At 51.1% G+C, this 14,028-nt stretch carries 11 protein-coding genes and 1 other RNA gene; 7 read left to right on the top strand and 5 right to left on the bottom strand.

Features of this window, described 5'->3' with window-relative positions; genetic code table 11:
- The first annotated feature begins 20 nt into the window (after positions 1–20).
- Complete coding sequence (gene cysW, locus CYJ98_RS03985; RefSeq protein WP_004520581.1) at positions 21–881, top strand: sulfate ABC transporter permease subunit CysW; 861 nt, start codon at positions 21–23, stop codon at positions 879–881.
- Positions 878–1,951: a sulfate/molybdate ABC transporter ATP-binding protein gene (locus tag CYJ98_RS03990; protein ID WP_039862401.1), complete on the top strand. Its 1,074-nt coding sequence runs from the start codon at positions 878–880 to the stop codon at positions 1,949–1,951. The genes cysW and CYJ98_RS03990 overlap by 4 nt, the downstream gene beginning before the upstream one ends.
- A gap of 55 nt (positions 1,952–2,006) precedes the next feature.
- Here CYJ98_RS03990 and ung read toward each other — a convergent pair whose 3' ends face one another.
- A complete protein-coding gene (ung, locus tag CYJ98_RS03995) occupies positions 2,007–2,666 on the bottom strand; it encodes a uracil-DNA glycosylase (RefSeq protein WP_070504904.1) in 660 nt (219 codons plus the stop codon).
- Between the two features lie 192 nt (positions 2,667–2,858).
- Here ung and CYJ98_RS04000 point away from each other — a divergent pair, with 192 nt between their 5' ends.
- The 4 genes from CYJ98_RS04000 (at position 2,859) to CYJ98_RS04015 (ending at position 6,518) form a co-directional block, all read left to right on the top strand.
- The gene (locus CYJ98_RS04000) at positions 2,859–4,121 is read left to right on the top strand and encodes a multifunctional CCA addition/repair protein (RefSeq protein ID WP_101755452.1); all 1,263 of its coding nucleotides are present in this window, start codon (positions 2,859–2,861) and stop codon (positions 4,119–4,121) included.
- On the top strand, positions 4,121–4,759 hold the full coding sequence (locus CYJ98_RS04005) for a hypothetical protein (RefSeq protein WP_004520588.1): 639 nt from the start codon (positions 4,121–4,123) through the stop codon (positions 4,757–4,759). Before CYJ98_RS04000 ends, CYJ98_RS04005 begins: the two co-directional genes overlap by 1 nt.
- 62 nt (positions 4,760–4,821) lie before the next feature.
- Positions 4,822–5,133: a hypothetical protein gene (locus CYJ98_RS04010; RefSeq protein WP_004520589.1), complete on the top strand. Its 312-nt coding sequence runs from the start codon at positions 4,822–4,824 to the stop codon at positions 5,131–5,133.
- Between the two features lie 167 nt (positions 5,134–5,300).
- Positions 5,301–6,518, top strand: a complete 1,218-nt coding sequence (locus CYJ98_RS04015; protein WP_101755453.1) for a uracil-xanthine permease family protein — start codon at positions 5,301–5,303, stop codon at positions 6,516–6,518.
- A gap of 123 nt (positions 6,519–6,641) precedes the next feature.
- Here the strand turns inward: CYJ98_RS04015 and ffs are convergent.
- An RNA gene (gene ffs / locus CYJ98_RS04020) (signal recognition particle sRNA small type) lies at positions 6,642–6,738 on the bottom strand.
- A 260-nt stretch (positions 6,739–6,998) separates the two neighbouring features.
- Between ffs and CYJ98_RS04025 the strand changes: the two genes are divergently transcribed.
- Positions 6,999–10,832, top strand: coding sequence for a DUF3683 domain-containing protein (locus CYJ98_RS04025; protein ID WP_101755454.1), 3,834 nt, complete (start codon positions 6,999–7,001; stop codon positions 10,830–10,832).
- A gap of 169 nt (positions 10,833–11,001) precedes the next feature.
- Here CYJ98_RS04025 and CYJ98_RS04030 read toward each other — a convergent pair whose 3' ends face one another.
- Genes CYJ98_RS04030 through CYJ98_RS04040 form a run of 3 tightly spaced genes read right to left on the bottom strand, consistent with a single transcriptional unit; the run spans position 11,002 to position 13,930 of the window.
- A complete protein-coding gene (locus CYJ98_RS04030; RefSeq protein ID WP_101755455.1) occupies positions 11,002–12,456 on the bottom strand; it encodes a LutB/LldF family L-lactate oxidation iron-sulfur protein in 1,455 nt (484 codons plus the stop codon).
- On the bottom strand, positions 12,453–13,154 hold the full coding sequence (locus CYJ98_RS04035; protein WP_101755456.1) for a LutC/YkgG family protein: 702 nt from the start codon (positions 13,152–13,154) through the stop codon (positions 12,453–12,455). Before CYJ98_RS04035 ends, CYJ98_RS04030 begins: the two co-directional genes overlap by 4 nt.
- Entirely contained in the window at positions 13,151–13,930 is a 780-nt protein-coding gene (locus CYJ98_RS04040) for a (Fe-S)-binding protein (RefSeq protein ID WP_101755619.1), read from the bottom strand. Before CYJ98_RS04040 ends, CYJ98_RS04035 begins: the two co-directional genes overlap by 4 nt.
- Between the last annotated feature and the right edge of the window lie 98 nt (positions 13,931–14,028).

Genomic DNA, 14,028 nt, shown 5'->3' on the forward strand with positions numbered 1-14,028 from the left:
TAAATCGAGACTACCCTACCATGAAAACCCATTCCACCAATCCAAACTTGAGCGAACCGCGTTGGCTGCGCGTATTGCTGACCGCTACCGCCTTGGGCTTTCTGCTGCTGATGCTGGTCGTACCTTTGGTTGCCGTATTCTATGAAGCCTTAAAAGGCGGTTGGGATTTGTACCTGCAATCTCTGACCGATCCCGAAGCATGGTCTGCCATCAAATTGACGCTGATTACCGCGCTGATTGTCGTTCCCGTCAATGCCGTATTGGGCGTGGCGATGGCGTGGTTGCTGACCCGTTTTGATTTTCGCGGCAAGCAGTTGCTGACTACCCTGCTCGATTTGCCGTTTTCCGTATCGCCCGTGGTGGCCGGTTTGATGTTCGTCTTATTGTTCGGCGCGCACACGGCGTTGGGCGGCTGGCTCGAAGCGCAAGGCATACAGATTATCTTCGCCATCCCCGGCATTATTTTGGCGACGCTGTTCGTTACTTTCCCTTTTGTTGCGCGCGAAATCATCCCTTTAATGCAGGCGCAAGGCGACAGTGAAGAACAGGCTGCTTTGATACTCGGCGCAAACGGTTGGCAGATGTTTTGGCGCGTTACCCTGCCCAACATCAAATGGGCGCTGCTCTACGGCATCATTCTTACCAACGCCCGCGCGATGGGCGAGTTCGGCGCGGTCAGCGTGGTATCGGGGCACATTCGCGGCGAAACCAACACCATCCCGCTTTTGGTCGAAATCTTCTACAACGAATACAATTTCACCGGCGCATTCGCCCTCTCCGGCGTATTGGCACTTTTAGCCTTGGCCACCTTGCTGGTGCAAAATATCATCACAAAATTACAAAACAAAAAACTCGCCACCGCCGAAAGGAACGCAGCATGAGCATCACTATTCAAAACTTAAACAAACACTTCGGCAGTTTCCACGCGCTGAAAAACATCAACCTCAACGTCCCCACCGGCAAACTCGTTTCCCTGCTCGGCCCTTCCGGCTGCGGCAAAACCACGCTCCTGCGCATCATCGCCGGACTGGAAAACGCTGACGGCGGCCAAATTCTCTTTGACGGGCAAGACGTCACCGCCAAGCATGTGCGCGAGCGCAAAGTCGGTTTCGTGTTCCAACACTACGCCCTCTTCCGCCACATGAACGTATTTGACAACGTCGCCTTCGGTTTGACCGTATTGCCCAAGTCCGAACGCCCGTCCAAAGAACAAATCCGCACCAAAGTCGAAGAATTGCTCAAACTCGTGCAGCTCTCGCATTTGGCAAAATCCTATCCGCACCAGCTCTCCGGCGGCCAACGCCAACGCATCGCCCTTGCCCGTGCCCTCGCCGTCGAACCGAAACTCCTGCTTTTGGACGAACCCTTCGGCGCGTTGGATGCCAAAGTACGCAAAGAATTGCGTACCTGGCTACGCGACATCCATCACAACTTGGGCGTAACCAGCATTCTGGTGACGCACGACCAAGAAGAAGCCCTTGAAGTTTCCGACGAAATCGTCGTTATGAACCACGGCAAAATCGAGCAAACCGGCAGTGCCGAAGCCATTTACCGCAAACCCGAAAACGCCTTTGTTACCGAGTTCCTCGGCGAAACCGATGCATTTGAAGGACGCATCGAAAAAGGCATCTGGCATTACCACGGTTTCGAATGGAAATTGGACGCGCAATACAAATGGCAGGAACAAACCGCCATCGGCTATATCCGCCCGCACGAATGGCAGCTTGCCGCCGAAAACGAAACGCCGATGATTCGTGCCAAAATCGAAAAAATCCACGCCGTCGGGGCATTGACGCATATTCTGGTGAAACACGACAAACAAGACGTACATATCACGCTGGCCGGCAGCGATGCCGCGCGTTACCAAATCGCCGAAGGCAAAGAATTAAATCTGATTCCGAAACAGGTTTATGTCTTTTCTCAAAACGAGCTGATTGAATATTCAATTTAAGACTAAATCATAAGGCCGTCTGAAAATCTGCTTTCAGACGGCCTTTCATCTTAATTTAAACCTGCCAATCAATCGGCTTTAAACCATTTGCCTGCAAATAAGCGTTTGCCTGTGAAAAATGTTTGCAACCGAAAAAGCCGCGATACGCCGACAAGGGCGAAGGATGCGGCGCGGTCAGCACCAAATGACGGTTGCGGTCGATAAACGCGCCTTTCTTCTGCGCATGGCTGCCCCACAGCATAAAGACTAAATGCTCGCGTTCCTTATCCAATTGTCGGATGACTTCATCGGTAAACGCTTCCCAACCGAAGGTCGCATGGGAATGCGCCGAACCGGCACGGACAGTCAATACTGTGTTCAACAGCAACACGCCCTGTTCCGCCCAATGCTGCAAATAGCCATGTTGCGGAATCTGAAAGCCTTCAATATCCGTCGCCAACTCTTTATAAATATTGACCAGCGACGGCGGCACTGCAATTTCAGGCTGGACGGAAAACGCCAAACCATGAGCCTGCCCCGCGCCGTGATACGGGTCTTGCCCCAAAATCACTACTTTTACATTTCCGAATTCAGTCGTCCGAAAGGCATTGAATACATCGCGTTCAGGCGGATAAACGGTTATCCCCGCCTGCCTTTCATGGCGTACCTTCTCCAAAATCGTTTGAAAATACGCCTTTTCTTTTTCCGCACCAATTGCCTCGTGCCAAGTCTGCATTATTTGCCGCTCCGTATTTGAATGGACTTATTATAAAGGATATGCCGCATAACGATATGGTTTGTTGTCGCCGCAGGACTGAAGATTATCGACAGCAACAAACCTAAAGCGTCATAATAGCGTTCTGACTCAGGCCGTCTGAAAACCCAATACGGCTTTTCAGACGGCCTTTTTATATCGTTCGATTTTTATATGAATACACAAACCATCAAAACCTATCTTGTCGGCGGCGCTGTCCGCGACCATCTTTTAGGCCTGCCCGTCAAAGACCGCGACTGGGTAGTCGTCGGTGCAGATGCGCAAACCATGTTGGCTCAAGGCTATCAACCTGTTGGCAAGGATTTTCCCGTCTTTCTCCACCCGGACAGCCACGAAGAATACGCCCTCGCCCGTACCGAGCGTAAAACTGCCAAAGGCTATGCCGGATTCAGTTTTCATGCCGATAAAGACGTTACGCTGGAACAAGACCTAATGCGCCGCGACCTGACCATCAATTCCATGGCTCAGGATTCAGACGGCACGATCATCGATCCTTTTGGCGGACAACAAGATTTGGCGGCCGGCATCCTGCGCCACGTTTCGCCTGCCTTTGCCGAAGACCCTGTGCGGATTTTGCGTATCGCCCATTTTGCCGCGCGTTATGGTTTTCAAATTGCCGATGAAACCATGTCGCTGATGCGGCAAATGGTAGAAAACGGCGAAGCGGATGCCTTGGTTGCCGAACGTGTCTGGCAGGAATTGGCCAAAGGCTTGATGGAGAAAAATCCGCGCCGAATGATTGAAGTTTTGCGCGAATGCGGCGCACTCAAAGTTTTACTGCCAGAAGTCGATGCCCTTTTCGGCGTACCGCAACGCGCCGACTATCATCCCGAAATCGACAGCGGTATTCATACGCTGATGGTTGTACAACGAGCCGCCGAGATGAACCTGTCCCTCGCTGAACGCTATGCTGCCTTATTGCACGACTTGGGCAAGGCAAAAACACCGGCCGATATACTGCCGAAACACTACGGACACGACCTTAACGGCGTCGAACCCGTCCGCGAAGTCAATCAACGCCTGCGCGCGCCCAAACACTGCGCCGAGCTTGCCGAACTCGTCTGCCGTTGGCACATCATGCTCCATCAAGTCGGGCAGTTCAAAAGTAAAACTATTTTGAATGTTTTGAAAAAAACCGACGCATTCCGCCGCCCCGAACGTTTTCAGACGGCCTTAAACGTCTGCGTGGCCGACAAACAAGGCCGTCTGAATCTTGAAAACACGCCTTATCCGCAACGTGAACACTGGCTGGCCTTACTTGAGGCCGCCAATCAAGTAGATGCAGGCAAAATTGCCGCCGAGTGCCGCGCACAAGGCAAAGCCCATTTAATTGCCGAACAAATCGATCATGCCCGCTTGGCGCAAATTAGGCCGCTGCAAAAAGCGTATCAGGCTGAAAAAATAGGAGGCTATTGATGGCATCTTCGCGTTATAAAATCGAACGCATGCCCGACGGCATTGCCGTATCTGCTCGTGTTGTACATGACTCGCAGGAAATCGGTTTTACCGCGGTATTTCTTATGTTTTCCTTTGTTCTTACATGCATCGCGCCGTTTTACCTTGAAGAGCACTATTTCACTAATTTAGAAGCCATTCTCATCCCTTTACTTTTTACTTTCTACTTAGTCGGTTCACTTGTTTACGGCCTTCTTTGGCAACTTTTCGGACGTGAAAACATCAAGATCCGTAACCATACGCTGTCTCATGGTTATACCTTGTTTTCCATTGGGCGTTGGCGTAGTTTCCCGTTGTCAGAAATCTCCGAATGGCATTCTCGTGACCATATTCCCCAAGCTCCTGTTGCACAAGGAAGGAAACAGAGGTTGCCAAACGAAAACCTCTACCAAAATGGTATGAAACGAAAAATTCACAATGTCCCCAATATTTTACGTATCCAAAAATGTGTACAAGGTGCATGGTCTTTCGATTATCAGGGAAAAACCATACGTATCGGCGATTTTTTTGATAGCCGCGATTTTCAGGCAGTCAATATTGAATTGAACAGATTTATCCCCACATTCGCCAAAGCCCGTCAACTTAAAGACGCCCTTTGAAACAGCCGACACGATATCCGCTATAATCCGCACCTTAACCATCTTATTTCAACAATAAAATCATGACTATCCAGACCAATTTACTTCACGAAAAAATCAGCAATAAAGATTATCAACGCCTCATTGTCAAACACAGCGAATCTTTCAGCGACGGCGAAATCTGCCTATTGAATGAGATTTTGGAAAAATTTGAATTTGATGTCGTACAGGAACAAGCATTGGCGCAAGCTGTGATGCAGCAGGTGCGCTTCGATCCAAACGACTACCATATCGACAGCGACGATGAAGACACAACCGGCATCTGTCCGCACTGCATCAATCCGCCCATGCCACCCCTGCGCGATTATTTGGTTTGGCGCGAAACACGCGGCTGAAAATTTTCCTAATCGATTTTGATAAGTTATTAACAATTCGCTATCGAATAAGGCCGTCTGAACAGGTGTCATCGTTACATATGTTCAGACGGCCTTTTGTAAATAAATGTTCACAATTAGGATAAATCAGTATAATCTGCGCCATTTGAATTTTCTTCGGAGCTTTTATGAATCAGCTTAAAACGGCGGTAGCCGGTGCGCAGATTTTGTTTGTCGCATTCGGTGCCATGGTGCTTGTGCCGCTTCTGACGGGACTGAACCCGGCTTTGGCATTATTGGGCGCAGGCTTGGGCACCTTGTTGTTCCAATTGGTTACCAAACGTAAAGTGCCGATTTTCCTCGGTTCTTCTTTTGCCTTTATTGCACCGATCATCTATTCAGTCAAAGAATGGGGTCTGCCTTCTACCATGTTTGGCCTGTTTGCGGCAGGTTTCATGTACTTCATCTTTGCCGCATTGATCAGATGGCGCGGTCTGGATGCGGTACACAAGCTGTTGCCGCCCGTGGTTATCGGCCCGGTGATTATGGTAATCGGTTTGTCCGTTGCCTCAGAAGCCAGCAAGATGGCCATGGGTCAATCAGGCGGCAAACAGGTCATCGACTATATCGACTCGCTGATTCTCTCCGGCTTTACCTTTGCGGTAACCGTCATTGTTTCTGTCTTCGGCAGCAAAATGATGAAGCTGATTCCGATTCTGATCGGCGTGGCTTCCGGTTATGTGTTGGCTCTAATCATGGGCCTGGTCGATACCAGCGCCATCATCAAAGCTCCTTGGTTTGCCGTCCCTCATTTTGAAACGCCTCAAGTCAACTGGCAGGCTGCCTTGTTTATGTTGCCCGTCGCCATCGCCCCGGCCATCGAACACATCGGCGGCATTATGGCCATCGGTAATGTGACCGGCAAAAACTACACCAAAGACCCGGGCTTGGACAAAACCCTCGCCGGCGACGGCTTGGGCGTATGCGTAGCTGGTTTGATTGGCGGCCCTCCTGTAACCACTTACGGTGAAGTAACCGGCGCGGTGATGATTACCAAAAACAGCAACCCCGTCATCATGACTTGGGCGGCAATTTTTGCGATTTTCATGGCATTTTTCGGTAAGTTTAACGCGTTTTTGGCTTCGATTCCTATGCCAGTTATGGGCGGCATTATGTTGCTGCTGTTCGGTACAATCGCCTCTTTGGGCATCAAAACATTGATTGATGCAAAAGTCGATTTGATGCAGCCGAAAAATCTGGTTATCGTCAGCTCCGTATTGACGACCGGTATCGGCGGCATGATTATCAAAGTAGGTACTTTGAGCTTTGCCGGTGTAGGTTTGTGCGCCGTATTGGCCATTATCCTGAACTGCGTTTTGCCCAATACAAAATCAGAAGAAGCATAAATAGCTGGTTCATAAACTCAAAGGCCGTCTGAAAATGAGATTTCAGATGGCCTTTTTATTTTTATTACGCTTTATACAATGAAAAATGCCGGAGACTTAACTATCTCCGGCATTTTTGAATAAGGTGGCGAGCCGAACCCCCGGCACTGGCTCATCAGAGTGGGCTGCTGGCTTCCGCCCCTGACCCGGTGTTCCGAATTACCATGCGGGGAGACCCGCCGTAGAAGAAACGCATTATAGCGGTTTTGCAGAAAAACTCAAGCGATAAAATCTCTCAGACCGTCTGAAAACCATTTACACGACAAGATTGTAAACAATATTGCCTAGTTGCAAATCATTCCCATTGAAATGTTTATCGTCTTTTCCGTTGAAAAATATCGAAAATTACACTACATTAACACTTTACGCCATCAAGAAGAAATTGCATTTTTCAGACGGCCTTTAATATAAAAACATTACATCCATCAACGGAACACGACCATGACCACGACTACTGCCCCTCAGCGTATTCGAGAAATTCCCTATAACTATACTTCTTATACCGACCGCGAAATCGTCATCCGACTGTTGGGCGACGAAGCGTGGCAAATCCTGCAAGACCTGCGCGGTCAGCGTAAGACAGGACGTTCGGCACGAATGCTGTTTGAAGTATTGGGCGATATTTGGGTGGTTGTGCGCAATCCGTATCTGGTCGATGACTTGCTGGAGCACCCAAAACGCCGCACCGCGTTGGTACGCGAAATGCGCCACCGCTTAAATGAAATCCGTAAACGCCGCGACGATAATCGGCAAGTGGATGTCTTGGTTGCCGCAGCAGAAAAAGCAGTCGAGCGTTTTGATAGCAGTTTTGATGAAACCAGCCAAAAACGCCATCAGATTTTGGAACGCTTAAGCAAAATCACCAAACCGCACAACATCATGTTTGACGGATTGGCTCGCGTAACGCATGTTACCGATGCAACCGACTGGCGCGTGGAGTATCCGTTTGTCGTTGTCAATCCTGATACCGAGACAGAGATCGCGCCTTTAGTTCGCGCCTTAATCGAGCTGGACTTGGTCATTATCCCGCGTGGCGGCGGTACGGGTTATACCGGCGGCGCCGTGCCTTTGGATGCCATGAGCGCGGTCATCAATACGGAAAAACTGGACAAGCATCGCGGCGTGGAATTTGTCGAACTGGCGGGTTTAAACGGCAAACATCCGATTATCCATTGCGGCGCGGGCGTGGTAACGCGGCGGGTAGAAGAAACCGCGCATCAGGCGGGTTTGGTGTTCGCCGTCGATCCGACTTCCGCCGACGCATCCTGCGTGGGCGGCAATGTGGCGATGAACGCGGGCGGCAAAAAAGCCGTGCTGTGGGGTACGGCGTTGGACAACCTCGCCTACTGGCAGATGGTCAACCCGCAGGGCGAATGGCTGCGCATTGAGCGCGTGCACCACAATTTCGGCAAAATCCACGACGAAGAAACCGCCGTGTTCGACGTGCACACGTTGGATTCAGACGGCCTCAATATCGTTAAAACCGAACGCTTGGAAATCCCCGGCCACAAATTCCGCAAAGTTGGTTTGGGCAAAGACGTTACCGACAAATTCTTGAGCGGCCTGCCCGGCGTGCAAAAAGAAGGCACGGACGGCATCATTACCAGCGTTGCCTTCGTGTTGCATAAAATGCCGAAGCACACGCGCACCGTGTGTATGGAGTTTTTCGGCACAGTTGCCACCGCCACGCCTTCTATCGTCGAAATCCGCGATTTCCTGCTCGCCCACGACAGCGTGCGGCTGGCGGGTTTGGAACATTTGGACTGGCGTTATGTCCGTGCCGTCGGCTACGCCACCAAAGCGGCAGGTAAGGGGCGGCCGAAAATGGTCTTGCTGGCGGACGTGGTTTCAGACGACGAAGCCGCCGTACAGGCAGCCGCCGAACACATCTGCGAACTTGCCCGCGCCCGCGACGGCGAAGGCTTTATCGCCGTGTCGCCCGAAGCGCGCAAAACCTTCTGGCTCGACCGCAGCCGCACCGCCGCCATCGCCAAGCACACCAACGCCTTTAAAATCAACGAAGACGTGGTGATTCCGCTGGAACGGCTGGGCGAGTATTCAGACGGTATCGAACGCATCAACATCGAGCTTTCCATCCAAAACAAACTCACCCTGTGCGCCGCATTGGAGCAATACCTTTCGGGCAAACTCCCTATCGACAAAATGGGCACGGACCTGCCGACCGCCGAACTTTTGGGCGAACGCGGCAAACACGCCCTTGCCCACGTTTCCGCTGTCAAAGAGCGTTGGGACTGGTTGCTCGCCAATCTCGATACGCCGCTTGCCGACTATAAAGCCCGCTACGGCGCAGCCGTCCATGCCGCGCCCGAAGCCAAAGACGACGAGAGCTGTTTCACCGCATTCCGCGATTTCCGCCTGCGCGTGTCCGTCAAAGAAGACGTAATGAAACCGCTCGCCGAAATCTTCAGCGGCAAAACCGACACCAAAATCATCGAAGGCTTGGGCAAAATCCACGCCAAAACCGTGCGCGGGCGTGTCTTCGTCGCCCTGCACATGCACGCCGGCGACGGCAACGTTCACACCAACATCCCCGTCAATTCAGACGACTCCCAAATGCTTCAGACGGCCTATCGTTCGGTCGAACGCATCATGAAGCTCGCCCGCTCGCTCGGCGGCGTGATTTCCGGCGAACACGGCATCGGCATCACCAAGCTCGAATTTCTGACCGATGAAGATTTGCAGCCGTTTTGGGACTACAAAAACCAAGTCGATCCCAAACACACCTTCAACCGTCACAAACTGATGAAAGGCTCGGACTTACGCAACGCCTACACACCGTCTTTCGAGCTGTTGGGCGCAGAATCGCTGATTATGGAAAAATCAGACCTCGGCACCATCGCCGATTCCGTCAAAGACTGCCTGCGCTGCGGCAAATGCAAACCCGTCTGCTCCACCCACGTCCCGCGTGCCAACCTGCTGTACAGCCCGCGCAACAAAATCCTCGGCGTGGGGCTCTTGACCGAAGCCTTCTTATACGAAGAGCAAACCCGCCGCGGCGTTTCCATCAAACACTTCGAAGAACTCATGGACATCGGCGACCACTGCACCGTGTGCCACCGTTGCGTCAAACCCTGCCCGGTCAACATCGACTTCGGCGACGTTACCGTAGCCATCCGCAACTACCTTGCCGATTCCGGCCACAAACGCTTCGCGCCCGCCGCATCGATGGGCATGGCGTTTTTGAACGCCACTGGCCCGAAAACCATCAAAGCCTTGCGCGCTGCCATGATACAGACCGGCTTTCCCGCGCAGAACTTCGCCTACAAAATCGGCAAACTCCTGCCCGTCGGCACCAAAAAACAAAAAGCTGAACCCAAAGCCACCGTCGGCACTGCCCCGGTCAAAGAACAAATCATCCACTTCATCAACCGTCCTTTGCCCAAAAGTGTGCCCGCCAAAACACCGCGCTCCATGCTCGGCATCGAAGACGACAAAAGCATCCCCATCATCCGCAACCCCGCCACGCCTGAAGATGCCGAAGCCGTGTTCTACTTCCCCGGCTGCGGTTCCGAACGCCTGTTCAGCCAAATCGGACTCGCCGTCCAAGCCATGCTCTGGCATGTCGGCGTACAAACCGTCCTGCCGCCCGGCTATATGTGTTGCGGCTATCCGCAGGACGCAGGCGGCAACAAGGCAAAAGCTGAGCAGATGAGCACCAACAACCGCGTCGCCTTCCACCGCATGGCGAACACCCTCAACTACCTCGACATCAAAACCGTCGTCGTCAGTTGCGGTACCTGCTACGACCAGCTCGAAAAATACCGCTTTGAAGAAATCTTCCCCGGCTGCCGCATCATCGACATCCACGAATACCTGCTCGAAAAAGGCGTGAAACTGAACGGCGTGAAAGGTCAGCAATACCTCTACCACGACCCCTGCCACACGCCCATCAAAACCATGAACGCCACCCAAATGGCAAGCAGCCTCATGGGGCAGAAAGTCGTTTTAAGCGACCGCTGCTGCGGCGAATCCGGCATGTTCGCCGTCAAACGCCCCGACATCGCCACCCAGGTCAAATTCCGCAAACAGGAAGAAATCGAGAAAAACCTCAAAGAACTGCCGCAGGGCGAACCCGTCAAAATGCTCACCACCTGCCCCGCCTGCCTGCAAGGCCTAAGCCGCTACGCCGACGACAACGACATGCCCGCCGACTATATCGTCATCGAAATGGCGAAACACATCCTCGGCGAAAACTGGCTGGACGAGTTTGTAAAAAAAGCCAATAACGGTGGCGTAGAAAAAGTATTGCTTTAAACTTTGTGCTGCAATAAAGGCCGTCTGAAATTCATTTTCAGACGGCCTCTTGTTTAATAGAAATAAAAATAAGATAATAAAATCAATTACTATCAGTCATTCAACACCAGCACTATTCAATAAAAAATAAAACCTGAAGCTTTTATCCCCCAGGTTTTATTTTCAAGTCTTATGCTTTTTCTTGCTGATGTTTTCTTTCTGCCATCATCTCATGCAATGTTTGCTTGGCAGGTTTCATCGGAACATGGTTATTGGTCCAGCTTAACTGCTTGCTTGGCGTCAATGCACGGAATTTGGTAGCCGCCCAACCGAATGCTCGATAAGCCTTACTGCCGCTGAAAATACCGTTAAACGTACGCCACGCCATTTGCTCACCGAAGGTATGCGATGCGCCTTGACCACGGATAGGATGAGGAACGGCTTCTGTTGGCGAACGTTGTGCTTCAACGCGCAGACGTTGCATTTGTTCGGTAATCGGAATGCGTACCGGGCAAACTTCGACACAGGCGCCGCACATGGTACACGCAGTCGGCAGATCGCGTGTCGCATCCAAGCCCAACAAATGCGGAGAGATAATCTCGCCAATCGGACCGGGATAAGTCGTGCCGTAAGCCGCGCCACCGATACGGGTGTAAACCGGACAGTGGTTCATACACGCACCGCAACGGATACATTGCAAGGTACGGCGCATTTGATCTTCTGCATACGCTTGGCTACGGCCGTTATCAAGCAGTACCAAGTGCATTTCTTGAGGACCGTCCAGTTCTTCGCTGCGGCGAGGTCCGGTAATCATATTGAAATAAGTGGTAATGTTCTGACCAATGGCGGAGCGTGGCAACAGGCTGTACAAAGGCGGCACATCCGACAGTTTCGCAACCACTTTTTCAATACCGGTAATGGCGATGTGCACAGGCGGTACAGTGGTACTCAAGCGGCCGTTGCCTTCGTTTTCAACCAGACACAAAGTGCCTGTTTCAGCAACGGCAAAGTTCACACCGCTCAAACCGACGTCGGCAGTGCTGTAAATATCGCGCAGTGCTTTACGGGCAAAGCCGGTCAGTTGGTCCACGTCGTCAGTTAACGGCGTGCCGAGGTTTTGATGGAAAAGCTCACTCACCTGCTCTTTGGTCTTGTGAATGGCAGGCATCACGATATGGGTTGGTTTCTCGCCGGCCATTTGTACGATAAACTCGCCCAAGTCGCTCTCAACCGCTTTGATGCCCCGGTCTTGCAGATAATGGTTCAGCTCAATCTCTTCGCTGACCATAGATTTGCCTTTCACCATCAGCTTACCGTTTTTATCGGTAATGATGTTGTGAATGATTTGGCAGGCTTCGGCCGGTGTTTCCGCCCAGTGGACTTTAACGCCCAACTTGGTCAGGTTTTCTTCCAATTGCTCCAACAATGCAGGCAATTTGGACAAAGAACGCTGACGGACGTGCTCACACAAATCCCGCAGGCTTTGCAGCTCTTCTTCATCTGTCAAAACGGCTTTGCGCTTGGTCATCAGCATATCCATCGCTGTGCGCAAGCTTTTACGCAAAGGCTTGTCTTGCAAAGAAATCGCGGCGTTTTGCTTGAACGTTTCCGGCTTCATATGGAATTTAATGGTTTGGGAACTCATGCTTTTTCCTCCAAATCGGCAGGGGAAATATGATCAGGCAGAACGGCCAAAACCACTAAATCGCGTGGGCCGTGTGCACCATAGGCCAAAGTCAATTGAATATCGGCAGTCTTAGACGGGCCGGAAATCAAAATAACGTTGGTAGGCATGCCTTTTTCTACCAGTTTTTCGCCTTCAACAGCATTATGGAATTCGTTGTACATTTTGCTGGTGTCAAACAGGCAGAAATGCACAGGCGGAACCAAACTCAGGCTGCGCGGCTCGACAGGGCTGGACTCCAGCATAATCGTACCGGTACGGGCAATACCGCATTTAGAGCCGCTAAATCCAGCCTCAATATCGGCAAAAAATTCATTTTTCCAGTCGTCGATTTTTCGCTCAAAACCGCGCGGTTCAATATTGGTATCGGCCAAAGCTGCACGAGCCAGCTGACCATGTTCCGTTTCCAATGGAAGCAGAATGTTTTTCAAGCCTTTGCCTTCGGCTGCTTGGCAAAATACTTGCGGCCAGTTGGTTTTAGTAACCCAATAGATTTCAGTTTTGACGGCACGCATGGCAGCCGCCCAATGTTTCAAGCGTTCGACATCGTTTGCCCAAGAAACACCCATTTCACGGTAATAATCGAAAACAGGCGGCTCTTCCATCGGCAAGGCATCGGCTTTTTTCAATTTCGCTAAAATATTTTCGCGCGCGCTCATGCTTTACCTCCGGTACGTTCCAACAGGAAAGATGCAATATGTTTCGGACGTGGCATATTGGGTTCATCTTTGGCAATTTTGCCGCCGATATTCATCATGCAGCCGCAATCCGCGCTGATGATTTCAGTTGCACCTGTTTCTTTTAAGGCTGCAACTTTGTCGGTTACCATCGCACCGGAAATATCGGCTTGTTTGACAGAGAATGTACCGCCAAAACCGCAGCATTCACTTTCATGGTCGTGAACGATACGTTCAACATTTTCCATGCCGTCAATCAGCTGCCAGCCTGACAAATGGACATTCATCTCGCGACGCGCCGCGCAGGAAGTATGAACAGCCACTTTAACCGGCTCGCCTTTATCTTCAGGTTTGTAACCAATCGCCAGCAGGAAGTGGGTAAATTCAATGATACGGTTGGCGCAATCAAGGGCTTTTTGCTCGTACTCGGTACCTTTGAACAAAGTCGGCCAGTGGTGTTTCATCATGCCGCCGCAAGAACCGGAAGGCACAACAATCGGCCAATTTTCAGGAAATAAATCCAGTTGCGCTTTGGCAACATCAAAGGCTTCTTTAGGATGACCTGACGAATAGGCCGGTTGGCCGCAGCAGCTTTGCTCCATCGGATAATGAATACGAATGCCCTGTTGTTCAATTAAAGTAATGGCATCCATGCCTGCTTCCGGCATGAAAAGGTCGAGAACGCAAGTACCGAAGAAATAAGCATCGGTTGGCTTGCTGTCGAATACAGTGATTTGTGGTGGTTTGATTGCGCTCATTTTTTTGGAACGGGACAACCCGTTTTCTTGTGTAAAAATAAGATGGGTACTTTAAGTAATTGCTTGTAATGGGTCAAGTCTAATTTTAAAAAATAATA

Source organism: Neisseria perflava (genome assembly GCF_002863305.2).
Taxonomy (GTDB): Bacteria; Pseudomonadota; Gammaproteobacteria; order Burkholderiales; family Neisseriaceae; genus Neisseria; species Neisseria perflava_A.

What these genes read in the sequence shown, in the direction of transcription:
- CYJ98_RS04010 (WP_004520589.1), top strand. Translation starts at nt 4,822, where the DNA reads ATGACTATCCAGACCAATTTACTTCACGAAAAAATCAGCAATAAAGAT.
- CYJ98_RS04040 (WP_101755619.1), bottom strand. Translation starts at nt 13,930, where the DNA reads ATGAGCGCAATCAAACCACCACAAATCACTGTATTCGACAGCAAGCCA.
- CYJ98_RS04025 (WP_101755454.1), top strand. Translation starts at nt 6,999, where the DNA reads ATGACCACGACTACTGCCCCTCAGCGTATTCGAGAAATTCCCTATAAC.
- cysW (WP_004520581.1), top strand. Translation starts at nt 21, where the DNA reads ATGAAAACCCATTCCACCAATCCAAACTTGAGCGAACCGCGTTGGCTG.
- ung (WP_070504904.1), bottom strand. Translation starts at nt 2,666, where the DNA reads ATGCAGACTTGGCACGAGGCAATTGGTGCGGAAAAAGAAAAGGCGTAT.
- CYJ98_RS04000 (WP_101755452.1), top strand. Translation starts at nt 2,859, where the DNA reads ATGAATACACAAACCATCAAAACCTATCTTGTCGGCGGCGCTGTCCGC.
- CYJ98_RS04015 (WP_101755453.1), top strand. Translation starts at nt 5,301, where the DNA reads ATGAATCAGCTTAAAACGGCGGTAGCCGGTGCGCAGATTTTGTTTGTC.
- CYJ98_RS03990 (WP_039862401.1), top strand. Translation starts at nt 878, where the DNA reads ATGAGCATCACTATTCAAAACTTAAACAAACACTTCGGCAGTTTCCAC.
- CYJ98_RS04030 (WP_101755455.1), bottom strand. Translation starts at nt 12,456, where the DNA reads ATGAGTTCCCAAACCATTAAATTCCATATGAAGCCGGAAACGTTCAAG.
- CYJ98_RS04005 (WP_004520588.1), top strand. Translation starts at nt 4,121, where the DNA reads ATGGCATCTTCGCGTTATAAAATCGAACGCATGCCCGACGGCATTGCC.
- CYJ98_RS04035 (WP_101755456.1), bottom strand. Translation starts at nt 13,154, where the DNA reads ATGAGCGCGCGCGAAAATATTTTAGCGAAATTGAAAAAAGCCGATGCC.